Source organism: Klebsiella scottii (genome assembly GCF_036561945.1).
Lineage (GTDB): Bacteria > Pseudomonadota > Gammaproteobacteria > Enterobacterales > Enterobacteriaceae > Klebsiella > Klebsiella scottii.
Map to the genome: position 1 here is coordinate 2,496,108 of NZ_JARXNI010000020.1, position 18,454 is coordinate 2,514,561.

Below are 18,454 nucleotides of genomic sequence, written 5' to 3' on the forward strand. Positions count from 1 at the left end.
TCTATCCGGAGATAGCGAAAACATAACCCTGAATTTGATGCATCCTTACCGTTAGCGCACTTAATCCGCCCGGCCACGCGCCAGCCACAGCACGCGGGAGAACATTTTTTTCAGCAGCGCCGGCACGGATTCAACCCCGCGCCTCCCGGCTTCCATCGCCACTTCAATCGCCAGATCCGGTTTTGATGAACGATGGATAGCTTTGGTGATCACCCGTCGCATGTTCATCGGCACGTTTGGCGGCAGTTGCGCCACCCGATGATAGACATCATTAAAGCCCTGGCGATACATAAAGTGTTCCATGTCCAGCGCCGGTAGCGTCGTCAGATGGTCGCGCTCCAGATCGCGATCGTCGTTAAGCAGGCTGCGCACCGTCGCGGCGTATTTCTTCCCCGCTTCGTCGCCATCGACCAGAACGTGCCATTGAATTCCCATCCGCCGGGCGAATTTAATCAACGGTTTTAATCCCGACTGGGCAAACTCGATGACCTTCACCCCTTCCGCATCAAAGTGATGCCCGCACTGTCTGGCCAGTTCGTTGATTACCCAGGTCTCGGTCTCCCCTTCCACCAGCAGCCAGCAGCGGGCAAACAGCGACGACGCGCGATTGAAGCGAATGTGAAAAGCGATGCGCCGGCTGTCTTCGGCATTCATTCCCCCCGGCCCAAGCCGCCAGGCCGAGACTCGCGACGATTCGCGCACCAGCCGGCAGACGTGCTCAACGGGTGTCAGCGACAGCAGCTCGCCGGAGTTGGTGGTAGTCACGCGCTGCAGCGGCAGCAGATTGAGCAGATGCCAGGCGACGGAGAGCATAATCGGGTGCAGCCGCGTTTCCGGGTCTTCAATCAGCAGCAGCGGCCGCGCGTCGCGGTCGAGCCGGACCGTGCCCTTGGCCTGCAGCAGAGTAGAAAACAGCCCCAGTAAGATTACCCGGTGGCTCCGCCCGCCCGGCTTATCAATCATCCGGTTGATGATATCCAGATAGCGCCAGCTGCGCTGCTCATCGTGCGAATGCCGACGCATCAGGCGATTACGGGACTGCGCGCTGCTCTGCTCGGCAAAATAGTGCTCAAGGAGCTGCACCATGGCCGACAGCCCCTGACGGATCTGGCCGTCGGTTAAGTTTTGCGGATGGCTCACCAGCTCGCGGGAGAGATAATCAAGCTGGCGGGCGGTGACCTCAATTTGCGGAGAGTGCGGCACGCTGTCGTTATGAATGCGCCGCATAAAGCGGGCATCGCGCAGGCGCAGGACCGGCATCAGGCGCACCAGATGGCGCACGATCTCGTCAATATCCTCCAGCTCCAGCGCTTCCCCTTTGCCGTCGATAAAGGTGCGCAGCGTCATCACGCTGCCATCATCGGCCAGCTCACCCTCCAGACGATAGAAAATTCGCTGATAGCCGTCATCACAGGGTACCCAGCTGCTGCTGAGCGGGCGAAAGCGCCGCACCCGATGGTGCCCAGGCTCGCTCTCGCGGAAGGTGAGAATGATGTGCAGATGGTGTTCGCGTCCCTGCACGTCGCCGGGCGGGAACCAGAAATCATCCCGGACAAAATGATAAAGTTCGAACTCTGGCGACAAGAGCAGCGTCAGGGCATCCAGAAGGCTGGATTTTCCCCACGCATTCTCGCCGATCAGCACGTTATTTTGCTCCAGCATCAATGATAAACGATTGATACCGCGAAAACCGACGATCTCCACGCGTTCAAGAAGCATATCCCCTCCGCTCAGTAACCACTTTCTCCTTCAGTTATCAGCAGTATAGCGACACATGCTGGAACATGACACTGCCGCAAACGCCAATATCAACAGGGGCGAATAAAAACGTTTTCTATATGGTTATTGATAAGGGTATTTGTTTAAAAAATAATTCATTCGGCGCAGTGGTTAGAACTATTATTTTTGTACTACTCTTTTCTTGCACAATGAATGGTATAAGGATTAACATCACCTTGCCCTAAATCAAATTACATCTATTTATTTAACTGGTTACAGGATGACGATCGTCCATAAAATAGCGGCGCTTTATTTTTATCTTCATCCTTTAGTTGATAAATAAAGATCGGCACGTTAACCGTGCTCATTAACATTATTATTTGAGGTGGTTATGTTTAGAAAATTAGCAGCGGAATGTTTTGGTACATTCTGGCTTGTGTTCGGTGGCTGCGGTAGCGCGGTTCTTGCAGCAGCATTCCCTGAGCTGGGAATAGGTTTTGCCGGGGTCGCTCTGGCCTTTGGTTTAACCGTATTAACGATGGCGTTTGCCGTGGGCCATATTTCCGGCGGGCACTTTAACCCGGCGGTGACCTTAGGCCTGTGGGCCGGCGGCCGTTTCCCGGCAAAAGACGTAATCGGTTATATTATCGCCCAGGTGGTTGGCGGTATTATTGCTGCCGGCGTTCTGTACGTGGTTGCCAGCGGTAAAGCGGGCTTTGACGCAGCGGCCAGCGGCTTTGCGTCTAACGGCTTTGGCGAACACTCACCGGGCGGCTACTCAATGCTTTCGGCGATTGTCATCGAAATTGTTCTGACCTGCGGTTTCCTGCTGGTTATTCACGGCGCAACGGATAAAAACGCTCCGGCGGGCTTTGCACCGATCGCCATTGGCCTGGCGCTGACCTTAATCCACCTCATCAGCATTCCGGTGACCAATACCTCCGTCAACCCGGCGCGTAGCACCGCGGTCGCTATCTTCCAGGGCGGCTGGGCGCTGCAGCAGCTGTGGCTGTTCTGGGTTATGCCGATCATCGGCGGGATCCTCGGCGGCGTGCTGTACCGCACGCTGCTGGAAAAACGCAGCTAGTCTCCCCAGGAAATCGTGCTCAGGCCCGGCTATGCCGGGCCTTTCTTTTTGGCGACAGCTTTACTCGGTTCAATGATTTGGGTAGTGTCAGTGGCGCTATTTTCATTCTGCAAGGACCAGGACGTTCATGTTTTCGGGATTATTAATCATTCTGTTGCCGTTGGTTATCGGCTATATCATTCCACTCCGTCAGCCGGTAGCTCTTAAAGTTATCACGCGGCTTTTGAGCTGGATTGTCTACGTTATCCTCTTTTTCATGGGGATTAGCCTCGCCTTCCTCGACAATTTAGCCAGCAACCTGCTTGCCATTCTTCATTATGCTGCGGTCAGCGTCGTCATTATTATGCTGTGTAATATTGCGGCATTAATGTGGCTCGAGCAGAAGATGCCGTGGCGCAGCCAGCATCGGCAGGAAAAATTACCTTCGCGCGTGGCGATGGCAATGGAATCGCTGCAGCTGTGCGGCGTCGTACTTATTGGTTTCCTGATTGGTTTAAGCGGTTTGTCATTTCTGCAGCACGCCACCGAAGCCAGCGAATATACGCTGATCTTCCTGCTGTTCCTGATTGGTATTCAGCTGCGCAATAACGGAATGACCCTGCGGCAAATAGTGCTTAATCGTCGGGGAATGATTGTTGCGGTCGTCGTCATGGTCAGCTCATTACTCGGCGGGATGATCAACGCCTTTATTCTTGACCTGCCGCTAAAGACCGGCCTGGCAATGGCTTCAGGTTTTGGCTGGTATTCGCTATCAGGGATCCTGCTGACCGAATCCTACGGGCCGGTTATTGGCAGCGCCGCGTTCTTTAACGATCTTGCCCGTGAGCTGCTGGCGATTATGCTTATTCCCGGCCTGGTTCGCCGCAGCCGCTCAACGGCATTAGGCCTCTGCGGTGCGACCTCGATGGACTTTACGCTTCCGGTATTACAGCGCTCCGGCGGCGTCGAAATCGTGCCGGCGGCTATTGTTCATGGCTTTATCCTGAGCCTGCTGGTGCCCGTGCTGATGGCCTTTTTCTCCGCTTAATACCCCCGTGGCGGTAGTCATCTACCGCCAAAATTGCGCTAAATCAATCTCCCTGTAAATTGTGCCAGAAATACCTTTAATCCCCGCGCGCTCGGGCATAACCTTAAACATGTATCTAAAATATAACTTTAAAAAAGGTGTGACCATGTTTTGTGTGCAATGTGAACAAACCATCCGTACCCCGGCGGGGAACGGCTGCTCTTACGCGCAGGGTATGTGCGGTAAAACGGCCGAAACCTCCGATCTGCAGGATCTGCTGATTGCCTCCCTGCAAGGTCTGTCCGCCTGGGCCGTTAAAGCCCGTGAATATGGCATCATTGATCATGAAATTGATAACTTTGCGCCGCGTGCTTTCTTCTCCACGCTGACCAACGTTAACTTCGACTCCCCGCGTATCGTTGGCTACGCGCGTGAAGCCATCGCGATGCGCGATGCGCTGAAGGCCCGGTGTCTGAACATTGACGCCAGCGCGGCGGTGGACAACCCGATGGCCAGCCTGCAGCTGGTTAGCGACGATTTGGGCGACCTGCAGCGTCAGGCCGCAGAATTTACCCCGAATAAAGACAAACCGGACATCGGCGAAAACATTCTCGGCCTGCGTCTGCTGTGCCTGTACGGCCTGAAAGGCGCCGCGGCCTATATGGAGCACGCTCACGTTCTGGGTCAGTACGACAACGATATCTACGCTCAGTACCACAAAATTATGGCGTGGCTGGGCACCTGGCCTGCCGACCTGAACGCTCTGCTGGAGTGCTCAATGGAAATCGGCCAGATGAACTTTAAGGTCATGAGCATTCTGGACGCCGGTGAAACCACCAAATACGGCCACCCGACCCCGACTCAGGTCAACGTGAAATCGGTTGAAGGTAAGTGCATCCTGATCTCCGGCCACGACCTGAAAGATCTGTATAACCTGCTGGAACAAACCGAAGGCACCGGCGTTAACGTCTATACCCACGGTGAAATGCTGCCGGCGCACGGCTACCCTGAGCTGCGTAAATTCAAACACCTGGTCGGTAACTACGGCAGCGGCTGGCAGAATCAGCAGGTTGAATTTGCCCGCTTCCCTGGCCCTATCGTAATGACCTCTAACTGCATCATCGATCCGACCGTTGGCGCCTATGACGACCGTATCTGGACCCGCAGCATCGTCGGCTGGCCGGGCGTGAGCCACCTTGAAGGCGAAAACTTCGCGCCGGTGATCGCCCAGGCGCAGCAGATGGCCGGCTTCCCGTATAGCGAAATTCCGCACCTGATTACCGTTGGCTTCGGCCGTCAGACCCTGCTGGGCGCGGCGGATACGCTGATCGACCTGGTCAGCCGCGAAAAACTGCGCCATATCTTCCTGGTCGGCGGCTGCGACGGCGCGCGCGGCGAGCGCAACTACTTCACCGACTTTGCCACCAGCGTTCCGGACGACTGCCTGATCCTGACCCTGGCCTGCGGTAAATATCGCTTCAACAAGCTGGACTTCGGCGACATCGAAGGCCTGCCGCGCCTGGTGGATGCCGGTCAATGCAACGACGCCTACTCGGCGATTATTCTGGCCGTCACCCTGGCTGAAAAACTGGGCTGCGGCGTGAACGACCTGCCGCTGTCGCTGGTGCTCTCCTGGTTCGAACAGAAAGCGATCGTGATCCTGCTGACCCTGCTCTCCCTCGGCGTGAAAAACATCGTCACCGGCCCAACCGCTCCGGGCTTCTTCACCCCGGATCTGCTGGCTATTCTCAATGAGAAATTTGGCCTGCGCTCTGTGACTACCGTTGAACAAGACATGCAGCAACTGTTGAGCGCGTAAGGAGCGAACGAATGACTATGCCAACCAATCAGTGCCCGTGGCGGATGCAGGTACACCACATCCATCAGGAAACCCCGGACGTCTGGACGGTATCGCTGCTGTGCCACGACTACTATCCCTATCAGGCCGGGCAGTATGCGCTGGTCAGCGTACGCAACTCGGCGGATACGCTGCGCGCCTACACTATTTCCTCTACGCCGGGCGTCAGCGAGTACATTACGCTGACCGTGCGGCGTATTGATGACGGTGCCGGCTCTCAGTGGTTAACCCGTGACGTCAAGCGCGGTGACTACATCTGGCTGTCCGATGCGATGGGTGATTTTACCTGTGCAGATAAGCCGGCGGATCGTATCCTGATGCTGGCAGCCGGCTGCGGCGTGACGCCGATTATGTCGATGCGTCGCTGGTTGGCGAAGTACCGCCCCGAGGCGGATGTGCAGGTCATTTTCAACGTGCGTTCGCCTGAGGACGTCATTTTCGCCGAAGAGTGGCGCCAGTATGCGGTCACCCTGGTGGCGGAAAACAACGCCACCCACGGCTTTGTTGCCGGCCGCCTGACCGCCGATCTGCTGAAAAGCGTGCCGGACCTGGCCTCGCTTACCGTGATGACCTGCGGGCCTGCGCCTTATATGGAAATGGTTGAGCGGGAGGTCAGCGCGCTGGGCGTCACGCGCTTCTTTAAAGAGAAGTTCTTTACGCCAGTTGCTCAGGCGGCCACCAGCGGGCTGAAGTTTACCAAACTGCAGCCGGCGCAGGAGTTCTATGCGCCGGTAGGCACCACCCTGCTGGAGGCGCTGGAAAGCAACAAGGTGCCGGTTACCGTCGCCTGCCGTGCCGGCGTCTGCGGCTGCTGCAAAACCAAAGTCGTTGCCGGCGACTATACGGTCAGCAGCACCATGACGCTGACCGGGCAGGAGATCGCCGACGGCTACGTGCTGGCCTGCTCCTGCCACCCGCTGGGCGATCTGGTTCTGGCTTAGCGGGGAACAATCCTTAACGGCAAGCCCCGCCTCGGCGGGGCTTTTTTTATTTCCACGCCGGGTCTTTTACCAGCGAGTAGCGACCGGCGCCCATAAAGGCAATCGCCAGCGCGCCAACAAAGAAATAGACCAGACTCTCAATCGCCCACGCGCCGGTTTTATCCAGCTGCCAGGTTTCTCCCATACCGACCATCAGCCACGCCACAATCATGGTAAATGCCAGCACCAGCGCCGCCGGACGGGTGAGGATCCCCAGAATCAACAGGCACGGCGCCAGCACTTCCCCCACCAGCACGCCATAGGCAATAAACTCAGGCAATCCCTTCGCCACCAGCATCCCGCCGATCCCCGCCACGCCGTCAAACAGCTTATGCAGCCCGTGGAACAGCATCAGCCCGCCCACGGCAAGTCGTAACAAGAGTTTGCCAAAATCGTCGTGATTTAGCATTTTATTAACAGCATTTAACAGAGATTTAACCATTTAAAATGATTCCTGTTTACTCTTTTAGTGGTAACAGATTATGCGGAATTTTCGCGCAATAATACCAGCTGAAAATAGGAGGGGAATGCGGGCGTAACGATGAGTTTCATCTAAGCTTGTAAGCGTTATCACATAAAGGAGATGGAGAACCATGAAACAAACCGTGGCCGCATACGTAGCGAAAACTCTTGAACAGGCCGGCGTGAAGCGCATCTGGGGCGTCACCGGCGATTCACTCAACGGATTGAGCGACAGCCTGAACCGCATGGGTACGATTGCCTGGATGCCAACGCGTCACGAAGAAGTTGCCGCGTTTGCCGCGGGCGCCGAAGCCCAGCTTACCGGTGAACTGGCGGTATGCGCAGGCTCCTGCGGCCCGGGCAACCTCCATCTGATCAACGGTCTTTTTGACTGTCACCGCAACCACGTTCCCGTTCTTGCCATTGCCGCCCATATCCCCTCCAGCGAAATCGGCAGCGGCTATTTTCAGGAAACCCATCCGCAGGAGCTGTTCCGCGAATGCAGCCACTATTGTGAGCTGGTCTCCACGCCGGAACAGATCCCGCAGGTGCTGGCCATCGCCATGCGCAAAGCGGTCCTCAACCGCGGCGTTTCGGTGGTGGTACTGCCGGGAGACGTGGCGCTGAAAGCCGCCCCGGAAGGCGCCAGCAGCCACTGGTACTCCGCCCCGCTGCCGGAGGTGACGCCACCGGCGGAAGAAATAGCTCGTCTGGCGCAGCTGCTGCGCTATTCCAGCAACATTGCCCTGATGTGCGGCAGCGGCTGTGCCGGAGCCCATGCGGAGCTGGTGGAGTTCGCCGCCAAGCTCAAGGCACCCATCGTCCACGCCCTGCGCGGCAAGGAGCACGTTGAGTACGACAACCCTTATGACGTCGGGATGACCGGGCTGATCGGCTTCTCGTCCGGCTTCCACACGATGATGAACGCCGATACCCTGGTGCTTCTCGGCACCCAGTTTCCCTACCGGCCTTTCTACCCCAGCAGCGCAAAAATCATTCAGATTGATATCAATCCCGGCAGCATCGGCGCGCACAGCAAAGTCGATATGGCGCTGATCGGCGATATCAAATCGACCTTAAAAGCGCTGCTGCCGCATCTGGAAGAGAAGACGGATCGTCGCTTCCTCGACAAAGCGCTTGAGCACTACCGCGAGGCGCGTAAAGGGCTCGACGATCTGGCTAAGCCGAGCGATAAGGCCATTCATCCCCAGTACCTGGCGCAGCAGATTAGCCGCTTCGCCGCTGACGACGCCATTTTCACCTGCGACGTCGGCACGCCAACCGTCTGGGCCGCACGCTATCTGAAAATGAACGGCAGGCGCCGGCTGATCGGCTCGTTTAACCACGGCTCAATGGCCAACGCTATGCCGCAGGCGATTGGCGCCAAGGCAACGGCGCCTGAGCGGCAGGTCGTCGCGATGTGCGGCGACGGCGGCTTCAGCATGCTGATGGGCGACTTCCTCTCGCTGGCGCAGATGAAGCTGCCGGTAAAAATCGTGATTTTTAACAACAGCGTGCTGGGATTTGTGGCGATGGAGATGAAGGCCGGAGGCTATCTGACCGACGGTACCGACCTGCACGACACTAACTTCGCCCGCATCGCCGAAGCCTGCGGCATTAAGGGCATTCGCGTCGAAAAAGCCTCTGAGGTCGACGACGCGCTGCAAACCGCGTTTAGCACCGACGGCCCGGTGCTGGTCGACGTGGTGGTCGCTAAGGAAGAGCTGGCGATCCCGCCGCAAATTAAGCTGGATCAGGCTAAGGGTTTCAGCCTGTATATGCTGCGCGCCATCATCAGCGGACGCGGGGATGAAGTTATCGAACTGGCGAAAACCAACTGGCTCAGGTAAAACATCCTTTTAAGCCCACACATACCATCATTCATGATGCATCGAAGGCCCCGCAGAGGTGGTTCACGCGGCTAACGCGGATACAGCGTGAAGGATGAAACATTAACAAGGAAATGCCGTGATAGATCTCCGCAGTGATACCGTAACCCGTCCGGGGCGCGCCATGCTGGATGCCATGATGTCAGCCCCGGTCGGCGACGACGTTTATGGCGATGACCCGACCGTTAACGAGCTCCAGCGCTACGCCGCAGAGCTGGCCGGGAAAGAGGCGGCGCTGTTCCTGCCGACCGGCACCCAGGCGAATCTGGTGGGCCTGCTGAGCCACTGCCAGCGCGGTGAAGAGTATATCGTCGGCCAGGGCGCGCATAACTATCTGTATGAAGCCGGCGGGGCGGCGGTGCTCGGCAGCATTCAGCCGCAGCCCATCGACGCGGCGGCGGATGGCACCCTGCCGCTGGATAAGGTCGCGGCAAAGATTAAGCCTGACGATATCCATTTTGCCCCCACTCGCCTGCTGAGCCTCGAAAATACCCATAACGGCAAGGTGCTGCCGCGCGAATACCTCAAAGAGGCGTGGGAGTTTACCCGCGAACGCGGCCTGGCGCTGCACGTTGACGGCGCGCGCATCTTTAATGCGGTGGTGGATTACGGCTGCGAGCTGCGCGATATCGCCCAATACTGCGACACCTTCACTATCTGCCTCTCGAAGGGGCTGGGAACCCCGGTGGGCTCGCTGCTGGTCGGCAGCCACGACTACATTCGCCGCGCCACCCGCTGGCGTAAAATGGTCGGCGGCGGCATGCGCCAGGCCGGAATTCTGGCGGCTGCGGGCCTGTACGCTTTGCAAAATAACGTCGCGCGCCTGCAGGAAGATCATGACAACGCCGCATGGATGGCCGGACAGCTGCGCGCCATCGGCGCTGACGTTACCCGCCACGATACCAACATGCTGTTCGTGCGCGTTGGCGATGAGCAGGCCCGGGCGCTGGGGGCGTTTATGCAACAGCGCGGCGTACTGATCAACGCCTCGCCGGTTGTGCGTCTGGTCACCCACCTCGACGTCAACCGTCAGCAGCTGGCGGAAGTCGTTGGCTACTGGCAGGAATTTTTGAACCGCTAAGGAGTCAGGCGTGTCGCAACCTATTCTGGTGCTCGGCGCCAGCGGCTATATCGGCCAGCATCTGGTGCAGGCATTGAGCGATCGGGGCTATTCCGTGCTGGCGGCGGCGCGCCACGTTGAGCGGCTAAAGAAACGCAATCTCCCGGGGGTAAGCTGTCATCCCATCGACCTGACCCGGCCCCAGGGGCTCTCTGACCTGCTGGCGCAGGCGGATACCGTTTACTATCTGGTGCACGGAATGGGCGAAGGCGGTGACTTTATTCGGCACGAACGCGAGGTGGCCCAAAACGTGCGCGACGCGCTGCGCGCGACGCCGGTAAAGCAGCTGATATTCCTCAGCTCGCTGCAGGTACCGGCGGCGGAACAGTCTGACCATCTGCGCGCCAGGCAGATTACCGCCGACGTTCTGCGCGAATCCGGCGTGCCGGTCACCGAGCTGCGGGCAGGTATCATCGTGGGCGCCGGCTCCGCTGCGTTCGAGGTGATGCGCGATATGGTCTACAACCTGCCGGTTTTAACCCCTCCGCGCTGGGTGCGCTCGCGCACCACGCCGATCGATCTCGAAAATCTGCTCTATTATCTGGTGCAGCTGCTCAACCACCCGGCCAGCGAACATCGCGTCTTCGAAGCCGCCGGACCGGAAGTGTTAAGCTATCAGCAGCAGTTCACCCGCTTTATGGCGGTCAGCGGCAAGCATCGCCTGCTGATCCCGATCCCTTTTCCCACCCGCTGGATTTCGGTGTGGTTCCTCAACGTGATTACTTCGGTTCCGCCCACCATCGCGAAGGCGCTGATTCAGGGGCTGAAGCACGATCTGATCGCCGACGATCGCGCGCTGCGGGCGCTGATCCCCCAGGCGCTAATCTCATTTGACGAAGCCGTGCGCCGCACGCTTAAAGAAGAGGAGCAGTTAGTTAACTCCAGCGACTGGGGCTACGACGCACAGGCCTTCGCCCGCTGGCGGCCGGAATATGGCTATTACCCTAAGCAGGCCGGCTGTACGGTCAGCACGTCCGCCAGCGCGGCGGCAATCTGGCAGGTCGTCAACCAAATCGGCGGCAAAGAGGGCTACTTCTTCGGCAACGCGTTGTGGAAGATCCGCGGCGCTATGGACCTGCTGGTGGGCCATCGTCTGGCAAAAGGCCGACCATCGCGTGACCTCCTGCAAACCGGCGATGCGGTAGACAGCTGGAAGGTGATCATTGTCGAACCGGAAAAGCAGCTCACCTTGCTCTTCGGCATGAAGGCACCCGGCCTGGGGCGCCTGAGCTTTACCTTGAGCGATAAAGGCGATCGCCGCGAGCTTGACGTCCGGGCCTGGTGGCATCCTCACGGTATGCCCGGGCTGTTCTACTGGCTGCTGATGATCCCCGCCCATCTGTTTATCTTTCGCGGCATGGCGCGACGCATTGCCCGGCAGGCAGAGCAAATCACAGGCAAATAGGAAGCATATACGTCATTCTGCTATCATTCTCATTGCATCGTGAGGAGAATCACGGAAAAATGCGCACGAAATTCTTTTCTGGGACAGTAGGTTGATATGAAGGTACTGGTTACCGGTGCGACCAGCGGGTTAGGCCGCAACGCGGTGGAATATCTGCGTAACAAAGGCATCAGCGTAAGAGCGACCGGGCGAAACGAAGCGATGGGCAAGCTTCTGAGCAAAATGGGCGCCGAGTTTGTACCCGCAGATTTAACCGAACTGGTTTCATCCCAGGCCAAGGTGATGCTCGCCGGTATCGATACCCTATGGCACTGTTCAAGCTTTACCTCGCCGTGGGGCACGCAGCAGGCCTTCGATTTAGCCAACGTCCGCGCCACCCGTCGCCTTGGCGAATGGGCCGTGGCCTGGGGCGTACGCAACTTCGTTCATATCTCCTCTCCTTCGCTCTATTTTGATTATCACCACCATCGCGACGTGCGGGAAGATTTCCGCCCGCACCGCTTTGCCAACGAGTTTGCCCGCAGCAAGGCGGCGAGCGAAGAGGTGATTAATCTGCTGGCACAGGCGAACCCAAATACCCGCTTTGCCATCCTGCGCCCGCAGAGTCTGTTCGGCGCCCATGACAAAGTGTTCATCCCCCGCCTTGCGCAGATGATGCAGCACTACGGCAGCGTGATGCTGCCCCGCGGCGGCAGCGCGCTGGTTGATATGACCTACTATGAGAATGCGGTGCACGCGATGTGGCTCGCCAGCCAGCCGCAGTGCGACCACCTGCCTTCCGCGCGGGCGTGGAATATCACCAACGGCGAACCGCGCACCCTGCGCAGCATTGTGCAAAAGCTGATTGATGAACTGGGAATAAAGTGCCGTATCCGCTCGGTCCCCTATCCGATGCTGGATATCATCGCCCGCAGCATGGAGCATTTTGGCAATAAGTCAGCCAAGGAGCCGGCCTTTACCCACTACGGCGTCTCCAAGCTGAACTTTGATTTTACCCTCGATATTTCCCGCGCTGAGGAAGAGCTAGGCTACCGGCCGGTGGTGACGCTGGATGAGGGGATTATCCGCACCGCCGCCTGGCTGAAAGATCACGGTAAGCTGCACCGCTAGCGTCGAATTAACCCTGGCCGTATTTCTCCAGCAGCGCCTCGGCGATGGCCTGGGTTTCAGCATCGGCGACGCCATCCCAGCGCGCCGGCCGGAAATGCATCTGAAATGCCATAATCACCCGTTTCTGCTGCGCTGGCGTCATCTCCGGCGTCACCTGATAGCCGTAGCGGGCGAGTATATCCAGCAGCTCTGCGCTATCGACCGGCTGCCAGGTCGGGCGACCATTGAGATAAAAGGCGACCCGGTCGCCATCCGGCCATGCGCCAATGCCCTGCTCAGCCAGCTGGCGCCAGGGGAACAGCGGCCCAGGGTCGTCCTTGCGCTGCGGGGCAATATCGGCATGGGCAACCACGTTTTGCGCCGCAATGTGGTAGCGGGCGATAATATCCTTCGCCAGGGGAATCAAGGCATTAATCTGCGCCGGACTAAACGGCGTAAAGCTTTTCACCCCCGCCTCTTTCTGCCAGCCGCGGTTCTCCAGCTCAATGCCGATTGAGGTGTCGTTAATACGCGTACTGCCGCGCCAGAAGCTAATACCCGCATGCCAGGCCAGATCCTCTTCCGGCACCAGCTGCCAGATGCGCGGCTTACCGCGGTGCAGCGGCGGCTGTTCAGGGATCAGGTAGTGGGAGCTCACCTGATTGTCGGTCAAGGTCGCCAGCGATACGTCAAAATCATCGGCGGTATAGTGAATGACCAATACCTTCACCCGCGGGTAGGCGGCCTGCGCCGGATGGCGGGTATCCAGCTGGTAGCCGTCGCGATCGATAATCCCCTTTTCCGCCGAGCAGCCCACCAGCAGCAGCGCCAGCATCGCCGCGATCGGGCCAGGGCGCATCCTCACCGGGTCTGCACCGCCGTGCCGCTGACGGTGACCATCAGCATACTGCCATCCTTGCCCACCGTCTCATAATCGATATCAATACCGACTACCGCGTTGGCGCCCAGCGCCTTTGCCTGCTCGCCCATTTCTCCGAACGCTATCTCCCGCGCCTTGCGCAGCTCTTTTTCATAGGACCCCGCGCGGCCACCGACGATATCGCGGATGCTGGCGAAGAAGTCGCGAAACACGTTCGCGCCGAGGATCGCCTCCCCCGTCACAACGCCGCAGTATTTCACGATAGGCTGCCCTTCGAGGGTTGGGGTGGTGGAAAATTGCATCATAAAGCTCCTTCTTTAGCGTTCAAGGTGTTAGCTCTGAGAGTCAAGCACATTCCCGTATCGATACGCTATGCTTGAATGGATATTTTAACGTAGTGAGCTTATAAGGAAATCATTATGCGCTACAAAATCATGGCCTTTATTATCCCCTGCGCGCTGGTACTTAGCGCCTGTACCACCGTCACGCCGGCCTATAAAGATAACGGCACCCGCAGCGGTCCCTGCATCGAAGGCGGCCCGGATGCGGTTGCGCAAAAATTTTATGATTATCAGATCCAGCACCGCAATAACGACCTGACGGCACTGCGTCCCTACCTGAGCGACGATCTGGCTAAACTGCTCAACGACGCGCGTCAGGACCCGTCACGCAGCGCTGTGCTGCAGTCCAACCCGTTCTCCAGTTCGGCCACCCCGGCTGATAGCGCGGAAGTCGCCAGCGCATCCACCATCCCGAACCGCGATGCGCGCAATATTCCGCTGCGCGTTGAGTTCAGCCAGGGCAGCCAAAGCTGGAAAGATGAAGTGCTGATGATTCAGGAAGGCCAGTGCTGGGCGGTAGATGATGTTCGCTACCTCGGGATTAACGCCCATGCGCCGGCGGGTTCACTGCAACAGAGTCTCGAAAAACGCGGATAAGGGCGCTGAACCTGCTCTACTGAAACGATACCCCCGGTAAAATGTCGGTATTTCCTTAGGTAATGCCGACATTTGCTCCCGCCGCCCCCACGAACCCATATTTTGTGCTAAGTTTAGAGGTAAATGCGGGTTACATTTAACTTTTAACGCATAAATATTGCATAACTATTCTGTCAAAGGTAGTATTTGCGGCCTCAATAGCTATTCGTATCAGACAGCCCAGATGAGTATTAAACTAAACGGCATTAACTGCTTCTACGGCGCGCACCAGGCGCTGTTCGACATCACGCTGGATTGCCCGCAGGGGGAAACGCTGGTGCTGCTCGGCCCGAGCGGCGCCGGGAAAAGCTCGCTGCTTCGCGTACTCAACCTGCTGGAGATGCCGCGTTCCGGCACGCTACATATCGCCGGTAACCACTTCGACTTCACCAAAGCGCCGTCTGACAAAGCCATCCGTGAGCTGCGCCAGAACGTCGGTATGGTTTTCCAGCAGTACAATCTGTGGCCGCACCTGACCGTGCAGCAAAACCTGATTGAAGCCCCCTGCCGCGTGCTGGGTCTGAGCAAAGAGAGTGCTCTGGCCCGCGCCGAGAAGCTGCTGGAACGTTTGCGCCTGAAACCCTACAGCGACCGCTATCCTCTGCACCTCTCCGGCGGTCAGCAGCAGCGCGTCGCCATTGCGCGCGCGCTGATGATGGAGCCGCAGGTGCTGCTGTTTGATGAGCCAACGGCGGCGCTCGATCCGGAAATTACCGCCCAGATCGTCAGCATTATCCGCGAGCTGGCGGGCACCGGCATTACGCAGGTCATCGTCACCCACGAAGTGGAAGTGGCGCGTAAAACGGCCAGCCGCGTGGTGTATATGGAAAATGGCCATATCGTTGAACAAGGGAATGCTGACTGCTTCGCGCATCCGCAGACCGACGCGTTTAAAAACTATCTTTCACATTGATGTTTTTCGGGGAAATGACGATGAAAAAAGTACTGATTGCCGCGCTTCTGGCCAGCATGAGCCTTTCTGCTACCGCAGCCCAGACCATCCGTTTTGCCACCGAGGCGTCCTATCCTCCGTTTGAAACGACCGACGCTAACAACAAAATCGTCGGTTTTGACGTCGATCTGGCTAACGCGCTGTGCAAAGAGATCGATGCCACCTGTACCTTTACCAACCAGGCTTTTGACAGCCTGATCCCTGGCCTGAAATTCCGTCGCTTCGACGCGGTGATGGCCGGGATGGACATTACGCCTGAGCGCGAAAAGCAGGTGCTGTTCAGCACGCCTTACTATGAAAACTCCGCGCTGTTCGTTGGCCAGCAGGGCAAATTTACCAGCATCGAACAGCTGAAGGGCAAAAAGGTCGGCGTCCAGAACGGAACCACCCACCAGAAGTTCATTAACGACAAGCATCCGGAAATCACCACCGTTCCGTACGACAGCTACCAGAATGCGAAGCTGGATCTGCAAAACGGCCGCATTGATGCCGTATTTGGCGACAACGCCGTGGTCACCGAATGGCTGAAGAGCAATCCGAAGCTGGCGGCAGTGGGCGATAAAGTGACGGATAAAGACTACTTCGGTACCGGCCTTGGCATTGCGCTTCGTCAGGGCAATACCGAGCTGCAGCAGAAATTTAACGCTGCGCTGGAAAAAGTGAAAAAAGATGGGACTTACCAGACCATCTATAGCAAATGGTTTCAGAAGTAGCCCTCAATGAACGAAATTTTTCCATTAGCAAGCGCCGCCGGGATGACCGTCGGCCTTGCCGTCTGCGCGCTCATTATCGGCCTCGCCCTGGCGATGCTTTTTGCCGTGCTGGAGTCAGTCAAATGGCGCCCGCTGGCGTGGCTGACCACCGCCGTGGTGACGATTCTGCGCGGGCTGCCGGAAATTCTGGTGGTCCTGTTTATCTATTTCGGATCTTCGCAGCTGCTGCTTACGCTCTCTGACGGCTTCACCATCAATCTGGGCTTTGCGCAGATCCCGGTGCAGATGCAGATTGAAAACTTCGACGTCAGCCCGTTCCTGTGCGGCGCGGTCGCGCTGTCTCTGCTTTACGCCGCCTACGCTTCGCAAACCCTGCGCGGCGCGCTAAAAGCGGTGCCGCAGGGACAGTGGGAGTCGGGTCAGGCGCTGGGGCTGTCGAAAAGCGCGATTTTCTTCCGCCTGGTGATGCCGCAAATGTGGCGCCACGCCCTGCCGGGGCTCGGCAACCAGTGGCTGGTGCTGCTAAAAGATACCGCCCTGGTCAGCTTAATCAGCGTTAACGATCTGATGCTGCAAACCAAGAGCATTGCCACCCGCACCCAGGAGCCGTTTAACTGGTACATCATCGCGGCGGCAATCTACCTGGTTATCACTCTGCTCAGTCAGTACATCCTCAAACGTATTGACCAGCGTGCGACGCGCTTCGAACGGAGACCTGGCTGATGCTCGACTACTTACCAGAACTGCTCAAAGGGCTGCATACCAGCCTGACGCTGACGGCGGCTTCGATCGTCGTCGCGCTGATTCTGTCGCTGATCTTTACCATCATCCTGACGCTGAAAACGCCGGGGCTGGTATGGATTGTGCGGGCGTATATCACGCTCTTTACCGGTACGCCGCTGCTGGTGCAGATCTTCCTGATTTACTACGGTCCGGGGCAGTTTCCGACACTGCAGGAGTATCCGGTGCTGTGGCATCTGATTTCTGAGCCGTGGCTGTGCGCCCTGATTGCCCTGTCGCTAAACAGCGCCGCCTATACTACGCAGCTGTTTTATGGCGCGATCCGCGCCATTCCTGAGGGCCAGTGGCAGTCCTGCGGCGCGCTGGGGATGAGCAAAAAGGACACGCTGGCGATCCTGCTGCCGTATGCCTTTAAGCGCGCCCTCTCCTCCTACTCCAACGAAGTGGTGCTGGTCTTCAAGAGTACCTCGCTGGCTTATACCATCACGCTGATGGAGGTGATGGGCCACAGCCAGCTGCTGTACGGGCGGACCTACGACGTTATGGTCTTCGGCGCGGCCGGTATTGTGTACCTGATCGTCAACGGCCTGCTGACGCTGTTAATGCGTCTGTTGGAGCACAGAGCGCTGGCGTTTGAGCGCCGAAGCTAACGTTCATAAATGCATAATTAGTAAATAGCAAGACGGGTAAGGATGATGACTTACCCGTCTTTTTTTATGCCAATAAAAATACTTATACATCATTATTGAATATAAATTCATTTAATGGCATTGTAAAACCCGACCGCAAACACGGCACAACATCATAAGATTGACCGACGGGAGTTCGACGATGAAAAAGTTAGTTCTGGCTGCACTGCTTACCTCTTTCGCTTTTGGCGCCGCTGGCGCAGAAAAAATCAGCTTTGGCGTTTCCGCAACCTATCCTCCGTTTGAATCCATGGATGCTAATAATCAGATCGTTGGCTTCGATCTCGACCTGGCGAAAGCGCTGTGCAAGCAGATGCAGGCGGAGTGTACTTTTACCAACCATGCCTTCGACAGCCTGATCCCGGCGCTAAAATTTAAAAAATATGATGCGGTGATTTCCGGCATGGATATTACCCCGGAGCGCAGCAAGCAGGTGTCGTTCACCGAACCGTACTACGCCAACTCCGCGCTGGTTATCGCCAAAAAAGATGCCTTCCACTCATTTGCCGATCTGAAAGGCAAACGTATCGGGATGGAAAACGGCACCACCCATCAGAAATACCTGCAGGATAAGCATCCTGAAGTGAAAACCGTCGCCTATGACAGCTACCAGAATGCGTTTATCGACCTGAAAAATGGCCGTATTGATGGCGTATTCGGCGACACCGCGGTGGTCAACGAGTGGCTGAAAACCAACCCGCAGCTGGGCGTCGCCACGCCGAAAGTGACCGATGCGCAATACTTCGGTACCGGCCTCGGGATCGCGGTACGCCCGGATAACAAAGCGCTGCTGGAGAAGCTGAACGGCGCGCTGAAAGCAATTAAAGCAGACGGCACCTATCAGAAAATCAGCAGCCAGTGGTTCCCTGAGTAAGAGCAGGCCATTC

18 protein-coding genes are annotated in these 18,454 nt (G+C 57.5%); 14 read left to right on the plus strand and 4 right to left on the minus strand.

What is annotated here, in order from left to right; translation table 11 throughout:
- Window positions 1-60: 60 nt before the first annotated feature.
- Window positions 61-1,719 carry an ATP-dependent endonuclease gene (locus tag QFI97_RS19410; protein ID WP_346431817.1) on the minus strand — a complete coding sequence of 553 codons (1,659 nt, stop codon included), beginning with the start codon at window positions 1,717-1,719 and terminating at the stop codon, window positions 61-63.
- A 391-nt stretch (window positions 1,720-2,110) separates the two neighbouring features.
- Between QFI97_RS19410 and aqpZ the strand changes: the two genes are divergently transcribed.
- From aqpZ to hcr, 4 genes are all read left to right on the plus strand, one after another.
- Window positions 2,111-2,806 carry an aquaporin Z gene (gene aqpZ / locus QFI97_RS19415; protein WP_041144770.1) on the plus strand — a complete coding sequence of 232 codons (696 nt, stop codon included), beginning with the start codon at window positions 2,111-2,113 and terminating at the stop codon, window positions 2,804-2,806.
- Window positions 2,807-2,933: 127 nt separating this feature from the next.
- Window positions 2,934-3,833 carry a LysO family transporter gene (locus QFI97_RS19420; protein WP_095095594.1) on the plus strand — a complete coding sequence of 300 codons (900 nt, stop codon included), beginning with the start codon at window positions 2,934-2,936 and terminating at the stop codon, window positions 3,831-3,833.
- Window positions 3,834-3,978: 145 nt separating this feature from the next.
- The gene (gene hcp, locus QFI97_RS19425) at window positions 3,979-5,631 is read left to right on the plus strand and encodes a hydroxylamine reductase (protein WP_346431818.1); all 1,653 of its coding nucleotides are present in this window, start codon (window positions 3,979-3,981) and stop codon (window positions 5,629-5,631) included.
- 11 nt (window positions 5,632-5,642) lie between these two features.
- Entirely contained in the window at window positions 5,643-6,611 is a 969-nt protein-coding gene (hcr, locus tag QFI97_RS19430) for an NADH oxidoreductase (RefSeq protein WP_346431819.1), read from the plus strand.
- Between the two features lie 46 nt (window positions 6,612-6,657).
- Here hcr and QFI97_RS19435 read toward each other — a convergent pair whose 3' ends face one another.
- Complete coding sequence (locus QFI97_RS19435) at window positions 6,658-7,092, minus strand: DoxX family protein (RefSeq protein ID WP_331835689.1); 435 nt, start codon at window positions 7,090-7,092, stop codon at window positions 6,658-6,660.
- A gap of 151 nt (window positions 7,093-7,243) precedes the next feature.
- Between QFI97_RS19435 and poxB the strand changes: the two genes are divergently transcribed.
- The 4 genes from poxB to QFI97_RS19455 all read left to right on the plus strand — a co-directional run bounded on the left by poxB (window position 7,244) and on the right by QFI97_RS19455 (window position 12,636).
- On the plus strand, window positions 7,244-8,962 hold the full coding sequence (gene poxB, locus QFI97_RS19440) for a ubiquinone-dependent pyruvate dehydrogenase (RefSeq protein WP_346431820.1): 1,719 nt from the start codon (window positions 7,244-7,246) through the stop codon (window positions 8,960-8,962).
- Window positions 8,963-9,080: 118 nt separating this feature from the next.
- Window positions 9,081-10,082, plus strand: coding sequence for a low-specificity L-threonine aldolase (gene ltaE / locus QFI97_RS19445; RefSeq protein WP_095095580.1), 1,002 nt, complete (start codon window positions 9,081-9,083; stop codon window positions 10,080-10,082).
- 10 nt (window positions 10,083-10,092) lie between these two features.
- A complete protein-coding gene (locus QFI97_RS19450; RefSeq protein ID WP_346431821.1) occupies window positions 10,093-11,526 on the plus strand; it encodes an SDR family oxidoreductase in 1,434 nt (477 codons plus the stop codon).
- Window positions 11,527-11,622: 96 nt separating this feature from the next.
- Window positions 11,623-12,636 carry a 3-beta-hydroxysteroid dehydrogenase gene (locus QFI97_RS19455; protein WP_095095573.1) on the plus strand — a complete coding sequence of 338 codons (1,014 nt, stop codon included), beginning with the start codon at window positions 11,623-11,625 and terminating at the stop codon, window positions 12,634-12,636.
- Window positions 12,637-12,643: 7 nt separating this feature from the next.
- Here QFI97_RS19455 and QFI97_RS19460 read toward each other — a convergent pair whose 3' ends face one another.
- On the minus strand, window positions 12,644-13,474 hold the full coding sequence (locus QFI97_RS19460) for an N-acetylmuramoyl-L-alanine amidase (protein WP_095095569.1): 831 nt from the start codon (window positions 13,472-13,474) through the stop codon (window positions 12,644-12,646).
- A gap of 2 nt (window positions 13,475-13,476) precedes the next feature.
- Window positions 13,477-13,797, minus strand: coding sequence for a heavy metal-binding domain-containing protein (locus QFI97_RS19465; RefSeq protein WP_095098017.1), 321 nt, complete (start codon window positions 13,795-13,797; stop codon window positions 13,477-13,479).
- 117 nt (window positions 13,798-13,914) lie between these two features.
- Between QFI97_RS19465 and QFI97_RS19470 the strand changes: the two genes are divergently transcribed.
- The 6 genes from QFI97_RS19470 (at window position 13,915) to artJ (ending at window position 18,441) form a co-directional block, all read left to right on the plus strand.
- The gene (locus tag QFI97_RS19470; RefSeq protein ID WP_095095566.1) at window positions 13,915-14,433 is read left to right on the plus strand and encodes a lipoprotein; all 519 of its coding nucleotides are present in this window, start codon (window positions 13,915-13,917) and stop codon (window positions 14,431-14,433) included.
- Window positions 14,434-14,656: 223 nt separating this feature from the next.
- A complete protein-coding gene (gene artP, locus QFI97_RS19475) occupies window positions 14,657-15,385 on the plus strand; it encodes an arginine ABC transporter ATP-binding protein ArtP (protein ID WP_095095563.1) in 729 nt (242 codons plus the stop codon).
- A gap of 20 nt (window positions 15,386-15,405) precedes the next feature.
- Window positions 15,406-16,137, plus strand: a complete 732-nt coding sequence (gene artI, locus QFI97_RS19480) for an arginine ABC transporter substrate-binding protein ArtI (protein WP_095098014.1) — start codon at window positions 15,406-15,408, stop codon at window positions 16,135-16,137.
- 6 nt (window positions 16,138-16,143) lie between these two features.
- Window positions 16,144-16,860 carry an arginine ABC transporter permease ArtQ gene (gene artQ / locus QFI97_RS19485; protein WP_095095560.1) on the plus strand — a complete coding sequence of 239 codons (717 nt, stop codon included), beginning with the start codon at window positions 16,144-16,146 and terminating at the stop codon, window positions 16,858-16,860.
- Window positions 16,860-17,528, plus strand: a complete 669-nt coding sequence (gene artM / locus QFI97_RS19490) for an arginine ABC transporter permease ArtM (RefSeq protein WP_346431822.1) — start codon at window positions 16,860-16,862, stop codon at window positions 17,526-17,528. The genes artQ and artM overlap by 1 nt, the downstream gene beginning before the upstream one ends.
- A 181-nt stretch (window positions 17,529-17,709) precedes the next feature.
- Window positions 17,710-18,441, plus strand: a complete 732-nt coding sequence (gene artJ, locus QFI97_RS19495) for an arginine ABC transporter substrate-binding protein ArtJ (protein WP_331835693.1) — start codon at window positions 17,710-17,712, stop codon at window positions 18,439-18,441.
- The last annotated feature ends 13 nt before the right edge of the window (window positions 18,442-18,454 follow it).

What these genes read in the sequence shown, in the direction of transcription:
- QFI97_RS19410 (WP_346431817.1), bottom strand. Translation starts at nt 1,719, where the DNA reads ATGCTTCTTGAACGCGTGGAGATCGTCGGTTTTCGCGGTATCAATCGT.
- aqpZ (WP_041144770.1), top strand. Translation starts at nt 2,111, where the DNA reads ATGTTTAGAAAATTAGCAGCGGAATGTTTTGGTACATTCTGGCTTGTG.
- QFI97_RS19420 (WP_095095594.1), top strand. Translation starts at nt 2,934, where the DNA reads ATGTTTTCGGGATTATTAATCATTCTGTTGCCGTTGGTTATCGGCTAT.
- hcp (WP_346431818.1), top strand. Translation starts at nt 3,979, where the DNA reads ATGTTTTGTGTGCAATGTGAACAAACCATCCGTACCCCGGCGGGGAAC.
- hcr (WP_346431819.1), top strand. Translation starts at nt 5,643, where the DNA reads ATGACTATGCCAACCAATCAGTGCCCGTGGCGGATGCAGGTACACCAC.
- QFI97_RS19435 (WP_331835689.1), bottom strand. Translation starts at nt 7,092, where the DNA reads ATGGTTAAATCTCTGTTAAATGCTGTTAATAAAATGCTAAATCACGAC.
- poxB (WP_346431820.1), top strand. Translation starts at nt 7,244, where the DNA reads ATGAAACAAACCGTGGCCGCATACGTAGCGAAAACTCTTGAACAGGCC.
- QFI97_RS19455 (WP_095095573.1), top strand. Translation starts at nt 11,623, where the DNA reads ATGAAGGTACTGGTTACCGGTGCGACCAGCGGGTTAGGCCGCAACGCG.
- QFI97_RS19460 (WP_095095569.1), bottom strand. Translation starts at nt 13,474, where the DNA reads ATGCGCCCTGGCCCGATCGCGGCGATGCTGGCGCTGCTGCTGGTGGGC.
- QFI97_RS19465 (WP_095098017.1), bottom strand. Translation starts at nt 13,797, where the DNA reads ATGCAATTTTCCACCACCCCAACCCTCGAAGGGCAGCCTATCGTGAAA.
- QFI97_RS19470 (WP_095095566.1), top strand. Translation starts at nt 13,915, where the DNA reads ATGCGCTACAAAATCATGGCCTTTATTATCCCCTGCGCGCTGGTACTT.
- artP (WP_095095563.1), top strand. Translation starts at nt 14,657, where the DNA reads ATGAGTATTAAACTAAACGGCATTAACTGCTTCTACGGCGCGCACCAG.
- artI (WP_095098014.1), top strand. Translation starts at nt 15,406, where the DNA reads ATGAAAAAAGTACTGATTGCCGCGCTTCTGGCCAGCATGAGCCTTTCT.
- artQ (WP_095095560.1), top strand. Translation starts at nt 16,144, where the DNA reads ATGAACGAAATTTTTCCATTAGCAAGCGCCGCCGGGATGACCGTCGGC.
- artM (WP_346431822.1), top strand. Translation starts at nt 16,860, where the DNA reads ATGCTCGACTACTTACCAGAACTGCTCAAAGGGCTGCATACCAGCCTG.
- artJ (WP_331835693.1), top strand. Translation starts at nt 17,710, where the DNA reads ATGAAAAAGTTAGTTCTGGCTGCACTGCTTACCTCTTTCGCTTTTGGC.